The 14,042-nt window shown below is 72.0% G+C and carries 9 protein-coding genes, 1 tRNA gene and 1 pseudogene; 8 read left to right on the top strand and 3 right to left on the bottom strand.

Going from position 1 to position 14,042, the window contains the following annotated elements:
* Nucleotides 1-164: 164 nt before the first annotated feature.
* The 4 genes from OOK38_RS11690 to OOK38_RS11675 all read left to right on the top strand — a co-directional run bounded on the left by OOK38_RS11690 (nt 165) and on the right by OOK38_RS11675 (nt 4,823).
* Nucleotides 165-1,370, top strand: coding sequence for a DNA polymerase III subunit delta' (locus OOK38_RS11690; RefSeq protein WP_266761126.1), 1,206 nt, complete (start codon nt 165-167; stop codon nt 1,368-1,370).
* A gap of 151 nt (nt 1,371-1,521) precedes the next feature.
* Nucleotides 1,522-3,105 carry an alpha/beta hydrolase gene (locus tag OOK38_RS11685; RefSeq protein WP_266761128.1) on the top strand — a complete coding sequence of 528 codons (1,584 nt, stop codon included), beginning with the start codon at nt 1,522-1,524 and terminating at the stop codon, nt 3,103-3,105.
* A 108-nt stretch (nt 3,106-3,213) separates the two neighbouring features.
* A tRNA-Thr gene (locus tag OOK38_RS11680) sits at nt 3,214-3,287 on the top strand.
* Nucleotides 3,288-3,863: 576 nt separating this feature from the next.
* A complete protein-coding gene (locus tag OOK38_RS11675; RefSeq protein ID WP_266761163.1) occupies nt 3,864-4,823 on the top strand; it encodes a DUF3828 domain-containing protein in 960 nt (319 codons plus the stop codon).
* Between the two features lie 225 nt (nt 4,824-5,048).
* Here OOK38_RS11675 and OOK38_RS11670 read toward each other — a convergent pair whose 3' ends face one another.
* Nucleotides 5,049-6,611: an APC family permease gene (locus tag OOK38_RS11670; RefSeq protein ID WP_266761165.1), complete on the bottom strand. Its 1,563-nt coding sequence runs from the start codon at nt 6,609-6,611 to the stop codon at nt 5,049-5,051.
* A 209-nt stretch (nt 6,612-6,820) separates the two neighbouring features.
* On the opposite strand from OOK38_RS11670, the gene OOK38_RS11665 reads away from it, so the two are divergent.
* The 4 genes and pseudogenes from OOK38_RS11665 to OOK38_RS11650 form a co-directional block, all read left to right on the top strand.
* Nucleotides 6,821-7,246 (top strand): DUF3052 domain-containing protein, encoded by a 426-nt coding sequence (locus OOK38_RS11665; RefSeq protein ID WP_266761167.1) that lies wholly within the window; start codon nt 6,821-6,823, stop codon nt 7,244-7,246.
* 113 nt (nt 7,247-7,359) lie between these two features.
* On the top strand, nt 7,360-8,274 hold the full coding sequence (locus tag OOK38_RS11660; RefSeq protein WP_266761169.1) for a glycosyltransferase family 2 protein: 915 nt from the start codon (nt 7,360-7,362) through the stop codon (nt 8,272-8,274).
* Nucleotides 8,275-8,605: 331 nt separating this feature from the next.
* Nucleotides 8,606-11,893, top strand: coding sequence for an AfsR/SARP family transcriptional regulator (locus OOK38_RS11655; RefSeq protein WP_266761171.1), 3,288 nt, complete (start codon nt 8,606-8,608; stop codon nt 11,891-11,893).
* Nucleotides 11,894-11,955: 62 nt separating this feature from the next.
* A pseudogene (locus OOK38_RS11650) lies at nt 11,956-12,069 on the top strand (FKBP-type peptidyl-prolyl cis-trans isomerase); the annotation flags it as partial.
* 49 nt (nt 12,070-12,118) lie between these two features.
* Here OOK38_RS11650 and OOK38_RS11645 read toward each other — a convergent pair.
* Together OOK38_RS11645 and OOK38_RS11640 are read right to left on the bottom strand one after the other, a co-directional pair.
* The gene (locus tag OOK38_RS11645; RefSeq protein WP_266766039.1) at nt 12,119-12,262 is read right to left on the bottom strand and encodes a hypothetical protein; all 144 of its coding nucleotides are present in this window, start codon (nt 12,260-12,262) and stop codon (nt 12,119-12,121) included.
* 53 nt (nt 12,263-12,315) lie between these two features.
* Nucleotides 12,316-14,007: a bifunctional 3'-5' exonuclease/DNA polymerase gene (locus OOK38_RS11640; protein ID WP_266761173.1), complete on the bottom strand. Its 1,692-nt coding sequence runs from the start codon at nt 14,005-14,007 to the stop codon at nt 12,316-12,318.
* Between the last annotated feature and the right edge of the window lie 35 nt (nt 14,008-14,042).

The following is a 14,042-nucleotide window of genomic DNA, read 5'->3' as shown; positions in this document are numbered from 1 at the left end:
ATACCCGCACCAGTCACCGAGTCCCTGGTCGCCGGTCGGTCACGGGGCTGCCGCGGGCGGCTCTCGCCGTGGCCCGATGGGCCCGATCGTCAGTGGCGGCCATTGTCAGTGGCGACCCGCACAATGGACGACGCAAGACAAAGTGCGACGGAAGGGCGGAGCCCATGCCTGTGTGGGACGACCTGGTGGGCCAGGAGAAGGTGAGCGAGCAGCTCGCCGCCGCTGCCCGGGACGCCGACGCCCTGGTCACGGCCGTCGCCGAGAGCGCCCCGCCCCCCGAGGCGTCCAAGATGACGCACGCCTGGCTGTTCACGGGGCCGCCCGGCTCGGGCCGTTCCACGGCGGCGCGCGCGTTCGCGGCCGCGCTGCAGTGCGTGAGCCCCGACCGCGCGCTCGGCGGCATTCCCGGCTGCGGGTTCTGCGACGGCTGTCATACGAGCCTGGTCGGCACCCATGCCGATGTGGAGGTCGTCCGCACCGACCTGCTCTCCATCGGCGTCAAGGAGACCCGCGACCTGGTCCGCCGCGCGCAGCTGTCCCCGGCCGTCGGCCGCTGGCAGGTCATCGTCCTGGAGGACGCGGACCGTCTCACGGAGGGCGCGGGCAACGTCCTGCTGAAGGCCGTCGAAGAGCCCGCTCCCCGCACGGTCTGGCTCCTCTGCGCGCCGTCCATCGAGGACGTCCTGCCCACCATCCGATCCCGTTGCCGGCTTCTCACACTGCGCACGCCGCCGGTGGAAGCGGTCGCCGACATCCTCGTACGCCGTGACGGCATCGAGCCCGACGTCGCCGCGGCCGTCGCGCGCGCGACGCAGGGCCACATCGGGCGGGCCCGCCGCCTCGCCACGGACCCGAGCGCCCGTCAGCGGCGCGCCGCCGTCCTCAAGCTCCCGCTGCGGATCGACGACGTCGGTGGCTGCCTCAAGGCGGCGCAGGAACTGATCGACACGGCTTCGGACGACGCGAAGACGCTCGCCGAGGAAGTCGACGTCAAGGAGACCGAGGACCTGAAGACGGCGCTCGGCGCCGCTCAGGGCGGCCGGATGCCGCGTGGCACGGCGGGCGTCATGAAGGAGCTCGAGGACCGGCAGAAGCGCCGAAGAACGCGTACGCAGCGCGACAGCCTCGATCTGGCCCTGATCGACCTCACCGGCTTCTACCGCGACGTACTCGCCGTCCAGTTCGGCTCCCGCCTGGCCATCGCCAACGCGGAGGCGGGGGACACGCTGGAGCGGCTGGCCCGCGGCAGTTCGCCGGAGTCGACCTTGCGCCGGATCGACGCGATCGCCGCGTGCCGGGAAGCACTCGACCGCAACGTCGCACCGCTGCTCGCGGTGGAGGCGATGACCATGGCGCTGAGAGCGGGCTGATCCCCGTGAGCGCGCTCCGGCAGGCCGTTCACCGGGCCGGGCCGTCCCGCCAGGAGGCGACGCTTCCGGCGGCTGGTTGACCGAGTCACTCGTACGGGCCGCTTCGGCGACTGAAGGTGATCAATTGATCGCGCAAGGTTACGCTCGCGAGATGCACATGAGGCGCAATTCCCGGCCGTCCCGACCCCTCCGCAGGAGCGGCGTACTGCTGGCCTCCGCGGCGCTGCTCATCTCCGCCTGCTCCTCGGGGAGTTCCACGACGACGGCCGCGTCGACAAGTGCCGTGCTCACCGCGCTGCCGCGGGCCACGCCGACGGCGCTCTCGCCGTATTACGAGCAGAAGCTGAACTGGCGCAGTTGCGGTGTCCCCGGCTTCGAGTGCGCCACGATGAAGGCGCCGCTCGACTACGCGAAGCCGGGCGCGGGAGACGTCAGGCTGGCGGTCTCCCGCAAGAAGGCCACGGGACCGGGCAAGCCGCTCGGTTCGCTGCTTGTCAACCCGGGCGGGCCGGGCGGTTCGGCGATCGGCTACCTCCAGGCGTACGCCGGGATCGGATACCCGGCGGAGGTCCGGGCCCGCTACGACATGGTCGCGGTCGACCCGCGCGGGGTGGCCCGCAGCGAGCCGGTCGAGTGCCTCACGGGCCGTGAGATGGACGCGTACACGCAGACGGACACCACGCCGGACGACGGCCGGGAGACGGATCAGCTCGTCGGGGCGTTCAAGAAGTTCGCCGAGGGCTGCGGCGCGCGCTCGCCCGAGCTGCTCCGGCATGTCTCCACCGTCGAGGCCGCCCGCGACATGGACATTCTGCGGGCCGTGCTGGGGGACAAGGAGCTGAACTACGTGGGGGCGTCGTACGGGACGTTCCTGGGGGCGACGTACGCGGGCCTCTATCCGGACCGGGCGGGCCGGCTGGTGCTGGACGGCGCGCTGGACCCGTCCCTGACCGCGCGCAAGCTGAACGAGGAGCAGACGGCGGGGTTCGAGACGGCGTTCCAGTCCTTCGCGAAGGACTGCGTACGGCACAGCGACTGCCCGCTGGGCGACGCGGGGACGAGCCCGGACCAGGTGGGCAGGAACCTGAAGGCGTTCTTCCAGCAGCTGGACAAGACGCCCATCCCGGCGGGTGACGCGGACGGCCGCAAGCTCGGAGAGGCGCTCGCGACGACCGGGGTGATCGCGGCGATGTACGACGAGACGGCGTGGCCGCAGCTGCGGGACGCGCTCACCTCCGCGATGAAGCAGAACGACGGCGCGGGGCTGCTCGCCCTCTCCGACAGCTACTACGAGCGGGACGCCGACGGCCAGTACGCGAACCTGATGTCCGCCAACGCCGCCGTGAACTGCCTCGACCTGCCGGCCGCGTTCTCCGGCCCGGACCAGGTGCGGGAGTCGCTGCCCGCGTTCGAGAAGGCGTCCCCCGTCTTCGGTGAGGGCCTCGCCTGGGCTTCCCTGAATTGCGCGTACTGGCCCGTGAAGAACACCGGCGAACCCCACCGCATCGAGGCGAAGGGCGCGGCGCCGATCCTTGTCGTCGGTACGACCCGCGACCCGGCGACCCCGTACCCGTGGGCCCAGTCCCTCGCCTCCCAGCTCTCCTCCGGGACCCTCCTCACCTACGTCGGGGACGGCCACACCGCCTACGGCCGCGGCAGCTCCTGCATCGACTCCACGATCAACCGATACCTCCTCCAGGGCACCCCTCCGCAGAAGGGAAAGCGCTGCTCATAGCCCTGCCGCGCACCCCTGGAGCGCACGCCCCGAGGCGTGTACGGAGCACCCTCGGAAACTGTGTAGACTTACCGACGTTGCTGATCGCACCATAGGTGTGGGCAGCGCGCCGCCTTAGCTCAGATGGCCAGAGCAACGCACTCGTAATGCGTAGGTCTCGGGTTCGAATCCCGAAGGCGGCTCTGTGGAAGCCTCAGGACTCACTCGCCGTGACCTGGGGCTTTTGCTTTTGTCGGACGCGGTGGAGAGGCCGGGCGCGGGTCGCGCGGCGGTCCTCAGTCTCCGTTCCGGTCTCACTCGCGGGCCCAGGGGCAGGTCCGCATGAACGGCGAAATCGGCGAGCTGTCCGCCCGGTCCTTCCAGTCCTTCCAACGGTCACGCTAGGCGCGACGTCGGCCGCGCCCGATGGTCGGCCGAAGCGGCGCGAGTCGTCTCCGCGTCCCGGTACGGCATCCCGGTACGGCATCCCGGTTCGGCATCCCAGGGTCTGCCTGTTTCCGCAGGTCAACAGGGGTGGGATGGTTCCACTGTCCCGGGTATGGCGGCAGCTGTTGTGGGGGGTCCCCGGCGTCCTGGAATCTGTGGATGTCGCACCGGCCGAGGCGGCACGACCGCCCGGCCGGCAGTACGACGACAACCACCCTGCGCCTGTGCACCGGGACACCTCTGTGCCCGGGACGGCGTTCGGCAACTCGCACCACCCGCCGTCCCACGACGCAGAGAACACCCGCGTCCGGATCAGAAAAGGAAGCCACAACATGAACAGGAACACCCCCGCACGCCGTCGTCCGGGCCGCCGCGTGGCCGTCGCCGCCGGCCTCGTCCTGGCCCTCGGACTCGGTGTGTCGACGCAGGTGGCGGCACAGGCCGCCGCCGTCCCCGCCCCCACCAAGGCATCCGCGAAGGCGTCCACCGCGCTGCGATCGGTCAGTGGCTTCAACGGTGACGTGGTGACCCAGGTCGCCGACTTCTACGGGGCGTACATCGACGCGAAGGACGACGCCGCGGGCCCGGACACCGCACTGGCCAAGGCGCTGCGCGCGCACTACCTGGCGCCCGCCTTCGCCAAGCGGCTGGAGGCCTGGGAGAAGAAGAACCAGGTGGACGGTGTCCTGCGTGCCCAGAACGTCCCGGTGCAGTGGACGGTGAGCGAGGGCGGAAACGGCCTCGAGGTCGTCGTCACCCTGACCTTCGGCGGTGGGGAGTCGCCGACGACGACGACCAGGTTCGTCGTGAAGCAGGAGCCGACCGGCCACATCACCGACATCCGCACCACGAGCATCGCCCCCGCGGCGACATCCGCGAAGACATCCGCGAAGACATCCGCGAAGGCGTCCGCCGCGGTGCGGTCGGTCAGTGGCAGGACCGGTGACTCGGTGACCCAGGTCGCCGACTTCTACGGGGCGTACGTCGACGCGAAGGACGCCCCCGCGGGCCCGGACGCCGCGCTGGCCAGGGCGCTGCGAGCGCACTACCTGACGCCCGCCTTCGCCAAGCGGCTGGAGGCCTGGGAGAAGAAGAACAACGTGGACGGTGTCCTGCGTGCCCAGAACGTCCCGGTGGACTGGACGGTGAGCGAGGGCGGAAACGGCCTCGAGGTCGTCGTCACCCTGACCTTCGGCGGCGGGGAGTCGCCGACGGTGAGGACCAACCTCGTCGTGGGGCTGGAGCCGGTGTTCGGCGACGTCACCGGCATCCGCACCACGAGCGCCCGCTGACGACGCAGCCGCTCCGCCTGGTCCGCCTCCGGCTTCGGCCGGGGACGGACCGGCAGCGGGGTGGCCGCCTTCCTCGTGTCCGTCACCGACCGGGCCGTCGAGCGTTCACCGACCGGGCCGGCGAGTGCCGCTCGCAGGTCACCGCCGTCACCCTGAGCGGTGCATGGGCGAGCACCGTCGCGCACAGGCCTGCCCCCGGACAGGGGCGGCCGGCTTCCGGGTCGGTCAGTGGCCGTCCTGGTGGTGGGACGAGACCGGGATGGTCTCCTTGCGGAAGTAGGACGGGCGGAACGCGCCGTACAGGAGCATCAGGACGGCGCCGAGGAGGAGCGCGCCGACGCCGGTGACGAAGACGCCGCCGAGTTGCCAGTGCGGCGGGAAGGGCAGGGTCCACGAGGTGCTGCCGTAGTCCGCGGCGGAGTACACCACGCAGGCGTTGAGGAAGAAGTAGAGGAGCAGGGCGCCGCCCAGGCCCGGCATGATCCCGCGTGTCCAGAGGTCGCGTGGGCTGCGGGTCAGGACCTTGCGGTAGTACCAGACGCAGGCGAAGCCGGTGAGGCCGTAGTAGAAGGCGATCATCAGGCCGACCGAGCCGATGGAGTCGGCCAGGACGTCTTCGCTCACCTGGGTCAGCATGACGTAGAAGGCGATCGAGGCCAGGCCCATGCCGACGGTGGACCAGGTCGGGGTGAGGAAGCGGGGGTGGATGCGGGCGAAGTGGCCGGGGAGTGCCTTGAAGGAGGCCATCGACAGGGTCGTGCGGGCCGTGGGGAGGATGGTCGTCTGGGTGGAGGCCGCGGCCGACGTGAGGACCATGAGGATCAGGAGCTTCGTGGCGACCTCGCCCCAGCCGCCCGTGCCGAAGACCTCGGCGCCGAGGCTGGAGAGGACGTCTCCGGAGTTGTCCGGATTGCCCAGGCCGATGCCGTCCTCGCCCACCCCGGCGAACGCCTGCGCGGACGTGGTGACCATGAGGTAGACGAGCAGCAGGATGACGGTGGAGATGACGGCGGCGCGGCCCGGGGTGCGGTCGCGGTCGACGGTCTCCTCGTTCACGGACACGGCGGTGTCCCAGCCCCAGTAGATGAAGACTCCGGCGAGGATGCTCTTGGTCAGGTCGTCGAACGAGTTGATCTCGAAGGGGTTGAACCACGACCACGAGATCTCCGACGAGACGTCCGGCGCCGTACCGCCGTACACCTTGACCAGCGCGGTGACCGCCAGCAGGCACAGCACCACGATCTCGATGGTGAGCAGCACCTTCTGCAGGCTGGCCGAGAGCTCGATGCCGATGTAGCAGATCAGGGTCATCACGGCGATCCACAGGACGCCGACCACGGTGACCCAGAACGTGTCCTCCGCCAGCCCGTCCGCGCCCACGAGCTGGAAGCCGTACGCGCCGGCGATCTGGGCCAGGTTGGCCATCACGATGATGTCGGCCGCGACGATGCCCCATCCGCCCAGCCATCCGGTACGGGGGCCGAACGCGCGGGCCGCCCACGTGAACGTGGTGCCGCAGTCGGGGTCGGCCCGGTTGAGCTCCTTGTAGCCGTAGGCGATCAGGAACATCGGGATGAAGGCGAGGACGATCACGATGGGTGACTGGAAGCCCACGATCCCGACGATGACGCCGAGGGTCGCCGCGAGGCTGTAGGCGGGAGCGGTGGACGCCAGCCCGATCACCGTGCTGGAGAACAGGCCCAGGGCGCCGCCCTTGAGACCCTTGTCCGTGGTGCCCGGCCCCTGTGGGGGCAGTGGTGCGGGCGGCGGGACGGATGGTGAGCTCATGGCGCCCTCCGGAACCTTCTGGCGCCCGCCGGTGGTGGACGGGACGCCCGTTGTTCCCGGCTCGGGAGACCTGGGGATCCTCGGGAGCGCCGGGGAAGTCCGGGGCGCCGGGCCGCTCTCACCAGCATGAACCCGCTCGCCGACAACCGGTAATCGAGCCCGGGGCGCGTACGCGGGCTGACCGGGCCGCACGGTGCCATCCTGCGGGAATGACGGGATCCAGCACCGCGGGCGGCGGGTACTCGGGTACTCCGCTCGCCCGGAAGATCGGCATCAAGGCGGGGCAGCGGGTACGGCTGACCCATGGGCCGCGGGACTGGGAGATCCCCGGACTGCCCGAGGACTGCGAGGTCGAGGACGGCGGCCCGGAGGGGGCGGACGTCACCGTCGCCTTCTTCCGGGAGCGCGCGGAACTGGCGGCGCGGGCGGCCGAGTTGGTCCGGGACCTGTCCGATGGGGCCATGCTCTGGCTCGCCTGGCCCCGCCGGGCGGCCGGGCACGTCAGCGACATCACGGAGAACGATCTGCGGGACCTGTTCCTGCCGCTCGGCGTCGTCGACGTGAAGGTCGCGGCGCTGGGGGAGGACTGGTCGGGGCTGAAATTCGTCCGGCGCAAGGAGAACCGGCGTTCCTGACGGCGGACGTATGGGCGTAGATCCGGACGTACGCGCGGCGGACGTGAGGGCGTACGTGAGGGGTCGTCCCGGTGAACGACTAGCATCGCGGCACAGTTGTCGGCCGGGATGGGGTGGGTGTCGTGTCACAGACGGAGGAGGGGCCGCGGATCGCCGTTGCCGTGGTCACCATGGGCAACCGGCCCGTCGAGGTCGACGCACTGCTCACCTCCGTGGCCAAGCAGGACGTGGCGCCCACCCGGATCGTGATCGTCGGCAACGGCTGTCCCCTGCCCGAGTTCGCCGAGCGCCTCGGCCTGCCGGGAGAGGTGACCGCCATCGAACTGGACGACAACCTCGGCTGCCCCGGTGGCCGCAATGTCGGGCTGAGCCGGCTCCGTGAGTTCGGGGACGTGGACGTCGTCGTCGAGCTCGACGACGACGGGCTGCTCGTCGACGCCGACGTGCTGCGCAAGGTGCGCGACCTGTACGCCGCACGGCCGCGGCTCGGCATCGTCGGGTTCCGCATCGCCGACGAGCACGGTGAGACGCAGCGCCGCCATGTGCCGAGGGTCGGGGCCAAGGACCCGATGCGCGGAGGTCCGGTCACCGGCTTCCTCGGGGGCGGCCACGCGCTGTCCATGCCGATGCTGGCCGAGACCGGGGACTGGCCCGCCGAGTTCTTCTTCGCGCACGAGGAGACCGACCTCGCCTGGCGGGCCATCGACGCCGGCTGGACCGTCCTGTACGAGCCCGGACTGCTCCTCCAGCACCCCAAGACCTCGCCCGCCCGGCATGCCATCTACTACCGCGTGACCGCCCGTAACCGGGTCTGGCTCACCCGTCGCAGGCTGCCCCTGGCGCTGATACCGGTGCACCTGGGGATCTGGATCGTGCTCACGCTCCTGAGGACGCGATCGGCCGGCGGGCTGAAGGCCTGGTTCGGCGGATTCGCCGAAGGACTGAAGCAGTCCGGTGGAGAGCGACGCCCGATGAGGTGGCGGACGGTGTGGCGGCTCACCCGGCTCGGGCGCCCGCCCGTCATCTAGGCAGGTCCTGGGGCCGGGCGGGTGCGGAACCCGGCTCGCAGACCCTGGAACGGACGGAGGCCCCGGTCGATCACCTCGACGACGGGGCCTCTCACGTCCCCGGATCCGGCCACGGCGGCGACACTCCCCCGAGTTACGCGTAGTACGCGCGCACCGTCGGGCCAGATCCGATGTATAGATCACATCAGGCCCCGCCAACGGATCGCTAACATGAGGCCAACGGTTCTTTGGGGAACGATCAGTCGGTCGGCGTGAAATCGTCTCGAGAAGGCGGGATCTCGCCGTGGTGCGCGGCCGGAGCGGCCGGGCGGAGAGGCAGTGGGGCGGCGAGATGCGGAACGAGCTGCGGTTCGGGCTGCTGGGGCCGCCGGTCCTGTACGACGCCGACGGCGGGGTCTGCTCGATCGGCAGCGGCAAGACGCGTGCCCTGCTGGCCGCGCTCCTCCTCGAACCTGGCCGGGTCGTCTCCGTCGACGTCCTCAAGGACGCGCTGTGGGGCGGGGCGCCGCCCGCCTCCGCCCAGGCGTCCCTGCAGAACCATGTGACCCGGCTGCGCCGTCTCCTGGACGATCCGGAACGGCTGCGCGCGGTGCCGCCGGGGTACGTCCTGCGGGTCGCTGAGGGCGAGTTGGACGTCCGCGTCTTCGAGCGGCACGCCACCTTCGCGCGCGACGCGCACGCCGAGCGGGACTGGGAACGGGCGCTGCGCGAGTCCACCGCCGCGCTCGCGCTGTGGCGCGGCACCCCGCTGAGCGGCCTGCCGCCCGAGACGGGCGGACACGCCTTCGTCCAGCGTCTGGAGGAGGCCCGGCTGCTGGTCCTGGAGTGGCGGTACGAGGCGGAGCTGTGTCTCGCCCCGACGGCCTCCCGACTCGACCGGCTGGCACCGGAGCTGGCCGCCCGCACGGCCGAGCATCCGCTCCGCGAGTCCTTCCACCGGCTTCTGATGCTCGTCCTGCACCGCACCGGACGCCAGGCCGAGGCCCTCGCCGTCCACCGTGACCTGCGGGCCCGCCTGGTGGAGGAACTCGGCATAGAGCCGGGACCCGCTGTGCGCAGGGCGCACCTGGAGATCCTGCGGGACAGCTACCGGGGTCCGGGCGGGCGCCGGGACGGCGACGCGGGCGGGGGCCGGGACGGTTTCGAGGACGCGGTCCAGGAAGGTCAGGGAGGCCTGGACGCGGATGTGGCGCCTCGCCCCGCCCAACTCCCTCCGCCCCCGGCATACTTCACAGGCCGCGAGGACATCCACGATCAACTGCGACTGATTCTGGACCCGGGCCACCCGGTGGATCCGGAAGGCCCGGAGCTCCCTGGCGACGGGCTCGGCAGCACCGCGTCCGGCAGGGCCGCGTCCGCAGGCGCGGGCGGCGGCGCGAAGACCGCGGGGGCCGTCACCGGGATGCCCCCTGTCGCGGTGATCAGCGGGATGGCCGGCGTCGGCAAGAGCGCGCTCGCGCTGTACGTCGCACACGGGCTGAGGGAACGATTCCCCGACGGCCAGCTGTACGTCAACCTGCACGGCGCCACCCCCGGCATGGCCCCGCTCACCGCGGGCCAGGCGCTCGCCGCGCTCCTGCGTGACCTGGGCGCGGAACCCCGGCGCATCCCCGAACACCCGGACGCGGCGGCGGCGTTGCTCCGCTCGATGCTCGCGCCCACCCGCACCCTCATGGTGCTGGACGACGCGGCGCACGCCGCACAGGTGCGGCCACTGCTGCCGGCGGGCGCCGGCTGCGCGGTGATCGTGACGAGCCGCTCACCGCTCACCGCCCTCGACGGCGCCGACCGATTCCCGCTCGCTCCGCTGACGAAGGAGGACAGCGCGGCACTGCTCCGCGCGGTCTCCGGCCGCCGGGACGGACTCGACGGCGGGCACCCCCTCGTCGAACTCACCGGCCGGCTGCCGCTCGCCCTCCGTGTCGTCGCGGCCCGCCTGGCCGCCCGTCGCGCGCTCACCCCGGACGTTCTCGCCGGGCAACTGGCCGCCACGGAAGGGCGGTTGCACCATCTGGAGTACGACGATCTGAGCGTGCGCCGCTCGCTCGCCGTCGCGCACGACGCTCTGCGTGCCTCCGAGCGCGAGGCCGACCGGGACGCGGCGCTCGCCCTGTGCCGGATCGGCGCGCTCGACCTGCCCGTCTACGGTGCCGCCCTCGTCGCCCGCCTCACCGGCACCGACGAGCGCCGGGCCGAGGCCGCGCTCGACCGCCTCGTCGACGTCGCCCTCCTGGAGGAGACGGCCTACGGCCGCTACGCGCCCCACGACCTCGTACGGGATTTCGCCCGGGAGATCGCGGGCGCGGCGGAGTGCGTCGTCGCGACAGCGACAGCGACAGCGACAGCGGGCGCGGGCGCTCGGGCCGCCAGGGCCGGCGGGGCCTCCGGCATCCCCGGCGGCGTTGTCGCCTCCGGTGGTGACGGGCCTGCCGCCCCGGGCGGCCACGGAAGTGCGGCTTCGCCTGGTCATGACGTGGTCGTCGCCGTCCCGCTCGGTCATGACGCGGTCGTCGCGGAGCGCGCCCTGCGCTGGTACGCCGGTGTCGCCGCCCGTTCCCTGGAGGCGATCCTCGAACCCGGTCTCGACAGGGAGGACCGCAGCCGGCCGACCGCCTCGCAGCCGGCCGGGCACGCGGCGGACGTCGCGGCCACGCCCCCGTTCTGTTCGGCGCGAGAAGCCTTCGCCTGGGGCGACACGGAACTGTCGAACGTGGTCGCGCTGGCGGAGCGGTACGCGCAGACCTCGCCGTACGTCCCTCTGCTGGCCCGCATGCTCAACCCGTACATCCAACGCAGTGGCCGTGTGGCCGAGTTGGAGGTCCTCCAGCGGGCCGCGCTCGACGCGGCGCGGCGGCTCGGCGACGAGGCCGCCGAAGCGTACGCGCTCGGCGATCTCGGGGGTCTGCACTTCGTGACGGGCCGTGTGGGCGAGGCGCTGGCGCTGAACGACCAGGCGCTCGCGATCTGGCGCCGACTCGGGGTGCTGTCCTGGATGCGGCGGGGGCTGAACAACCGAGGCATGCTGCTCGAAAGCCTCGGCCGCTACGCCGAGTCCAGTGAGGCCCTGCTCCAAAGCCTTCAGTTCTCGCGGGAGTTGGGCGACCCGCACATGGAGGCCATCACCTACAGCCACCTCGGCAACCTGTACGAGCACACCGATCCACGGGCCGCCATCGACCACCACAAGCGCAGCCTCGCCATCGGTGACGCCGTGCAGGACGTGATCATCCGGCACTCCGCGCACTGCAACATCGGCTACGCCCATCTCACGCTCGGCGAACCGGCCGCCGCCGTACCGCACTTCGAGGAGAGCCTGCGCATCCTGGGCGGTCACGGCGACTGGCACGGCGAGTCACAGACCCGGCTCGGTCTGGTGCGCGCCCTGCGGGGCGTCGGGCAGTGGGAACGGGCCGCGCGCGAGTGCGATCTGCTGCGGTGCCGCGCCGACCGTCGAGCCGACCGGTACACCGGGGGCCTCGCCCGCCACCAGCAGGGGCTGCTGCTGCGGGAGAGGGGCGAGGCCGAAGCGGCGTATCAGGAGTGGGCGTCGGCGCTGGAGGCGCTGGAGGAGACGGACAGCCCGGTGGCGGGCGAGCTGCGGAAGCTGCTCGCGACGTAGCGCTGCCCACCGTCGCCCCCTCCGCCCTCGCCGTGACGCGGTCGGCGGTCGGGATCACGTACCAGGACGGCAGGCTCCTCCAGGCCGGAACGCCGCAGGTCACGTTCGCGTCCGGAGGGGAGTTCGACTCCTCCTGGGAGCAGGACCGGCCGTTCAAGTTCGCCGTGGGCGGTGGCTTTCACCGATGCCATCGCGGTCGCCGTTCGCCACCGCTTTCGCTGACTACTACCGCCATCGCGGTCGCTGATCACCACCGGTGTCGCGGTCGCTGACACCGCCGCTGTCGCCGTCGTCGATACCACCGTCTTCGCCGTCGTCGATACCACCGTCTTCGCAGTCGCCGACACCACCGTCTTCGTCGTCCCGCACGGAATCCGGGGCCGAGAACTCAGGCCGAAAGCCCAGGAGGCCGCGCGGGCCGGCTACTTGGCGTCCGCGTAGCACCGCACGACCGCCGTCGTGAACGGAAAGCGGACCGGCGTCTCCCCGAAGGTGAGGCGGCCCGCGAGTTCGGCCGCGTCGCGGATGGCGGCCACCACGATGTCGGCCTCCTCCTCGGGGCAGTGCACGATCACCTCGTCGTGCTGGAAGAAGACCAGCTCGGCGGCGAGTTGGGAGCAGGTGCGGCGCAGTGCCGCCAGGACCAGCAGGGCCCAGTCGGCGGCGCTGCCCTGCACGACGAAGTTGCGTGCGAACCGTCCGCGGGCGCGGGAGTCGGAGGAGGCGTAACCCGGCACCCAGCCCTGGTCGACGGGGGTGTCCACGGGACCGTCCTGCGGCATGCCCGCCTCTTCCCCGCTGTCCTCGCCCGCCCCGGCCGCAGGCGGGCAGGTCCGCCCGAGCCAGGTCCGCACGAGGCGCCCCTCCTCGCCGGCGCGGGCCGCGTCGTCGACGTAGGCCACGGCCCGGGGGAAACGGCGGCGGAGCAGTGCGAGGTTCTTCAGCCCGTCGCCGGACGTCTGGCCGTAGACGGCGCCGAGCACGGCGAGTTTGGCCTGCGCGCGGTCGCCGGAGAAGGCCCGGTCCGACACCGACTGATAGAGGTCGCTCTCGCGGCCCGCGACCTCCATCAGGCCGGGGTCGCGCGAGATGGCCGCGAGGACGCGGGGCTCCATCTGGTCGGCGTCGGCGACGACCAGCCGCCAGCCGGGATCGGCGACGACGGCGCGCCGGATCACCTTGGGGATCTGGAGGGCGCCGCCGCCGTTCGTCACCCAGCGTCCGGTGACCGTCCCGCCCGGCAGGTATTCGGGCCGGAACCGGCCGTCGCGCACCCAGTCCTGGAGCCAGGACCAGCCGTGGGCGACCCAGATGCGGTACAGCTTCTTGTATTCGAGGAGCGGCTTCACGGCCGGATGGTCGATCGACTCGATCTCCCACCGCCGGGTGGACTTGACCTTGATCCCGGCCTGCGCGAACGCCTTGACGACGTCGGCGGGCAGATCGGGTCTGACCCGTCTGCCGAAGGCGGCGGAGACCTCGTCGGTGAGCTCGGCGAGGCGCCGGGGTTCACCGCCTCCGGTGTACCGCTCGCCGAGCAGTTCGTGCAGCACGTCCCGGTGGACCTCCGCGCTCCACGGCAGCCCCGACAGGTTCATCTCGGCGGCGACCAGCATCCCCGCGGACTCGGAGGCCGTGAGCAGCCGCATCCGCCCCGGATGCGCTGCCGTGTCGTGGCGGCGCTGCTGGTCGGCGTACACCGTGAGGAGATCCGCCAGCGGTAGGTGGACCGGGCGCGGTTCGAAGAGGGAGGACTGTGAACCGGGCTCGGCGGAACGCTGCGGCGGGTCCGGCGGCACGGGGCCGCCGCGCAGTCTCGCCAGCGCGGCGGCCGCCGACCGGGGCTCGCCGAGCCGCCCCTCGTGTCCGAGCAGCAGGGTCTCGGCGGCCTCCATGTCGTAACACCGCTCCACTCGCACCCCCGTGGCGAGCAGTCTCGGATAGACATCGGCCGTCGACCGCCACACCCACCGGCTCACGTCCGGCCGGGTGCGCACGGCCTCGGCGAGGTCCGGTTCCCGGCGGACCGGCCCCGTGGGCAGCCCGTCCGGGCCGAGGGCGGCGATCTCCGCGCCGCCGTCCTCGGCCGGCGCGAGAGCCCAGCGCTCGGTCATGCTTTTGAGTCTCGCAGGGGGGTCTGACAATGCCC

The sequence above is a fragment of the Streptomyces sp. NBC_00568 genome (genome assembly GCF_026341855.1).
Taxonomy (GTDB): domain Bacteria; phylum Actinomycetota; class Actinomycetes; order Streptomycetales; family Streptomycetaceae; genus Streptomyces.
Note: the sequence above shows the minus strand (reverse complement) of the source record. Positions and strands in the feature narration are given on the sequence as shown.

Excerpts from the sequence above, each read along its gene's own strand:
- OOK38_RS11685 (WP_266761128.1), top strand. The coding sequence starts at position 1,522 with ATGCACATGAGGCGCAATTCCCGGCCGTCCCGACCCCTCCGCAGGAGC.
- OOK38_RS11655 (WP_266761171.1), top strand. The coding sequence starts at position 8,606 with ATGCGGAACGAGCTGCGGTTCGGGCTGCTGGGGCCGCCGGTCCTGTAC.
- OOK38_RS11670 (WP_266761165.1), bottom strand. The coding sequence starts at position 6,611 with ATGAGCTCACCATCCGTCCCGCCGCCCGCACCACTGCCCCCACAGGGG.
- OOK38_RS11665 (WP_266761167.1), top strand. The coding sequence starts at position 6,821 with ATGACGGGATCCAGCACCGCGGGCGGCGGGTACTCGGGTACTCCGCTC.
- OOK38_RS11675 (WP_266761163.1), top strand. The coding sequence starts at position 3,864 with ATGAACAGGAACACCCCCGCACGCCGTCGTCCGGGCCGCCGCGTGGCC.
- OOK38_RS11690 (WP_266761126.1), top strand. The coding sequence starts at position 165 with ATGCCTGTGTGGGACGACCTGGTGGGCCAGGAGAAGGTGAGCGAGCAG.
- OOK38_RS11640 (WP_266761173.1), bottom strand. The coding sequence starts at position 14,007 with ATGACCGAGCGCTGGGCTCTCGCGCCGGCCGAGGACGGCGGCGCGGAG.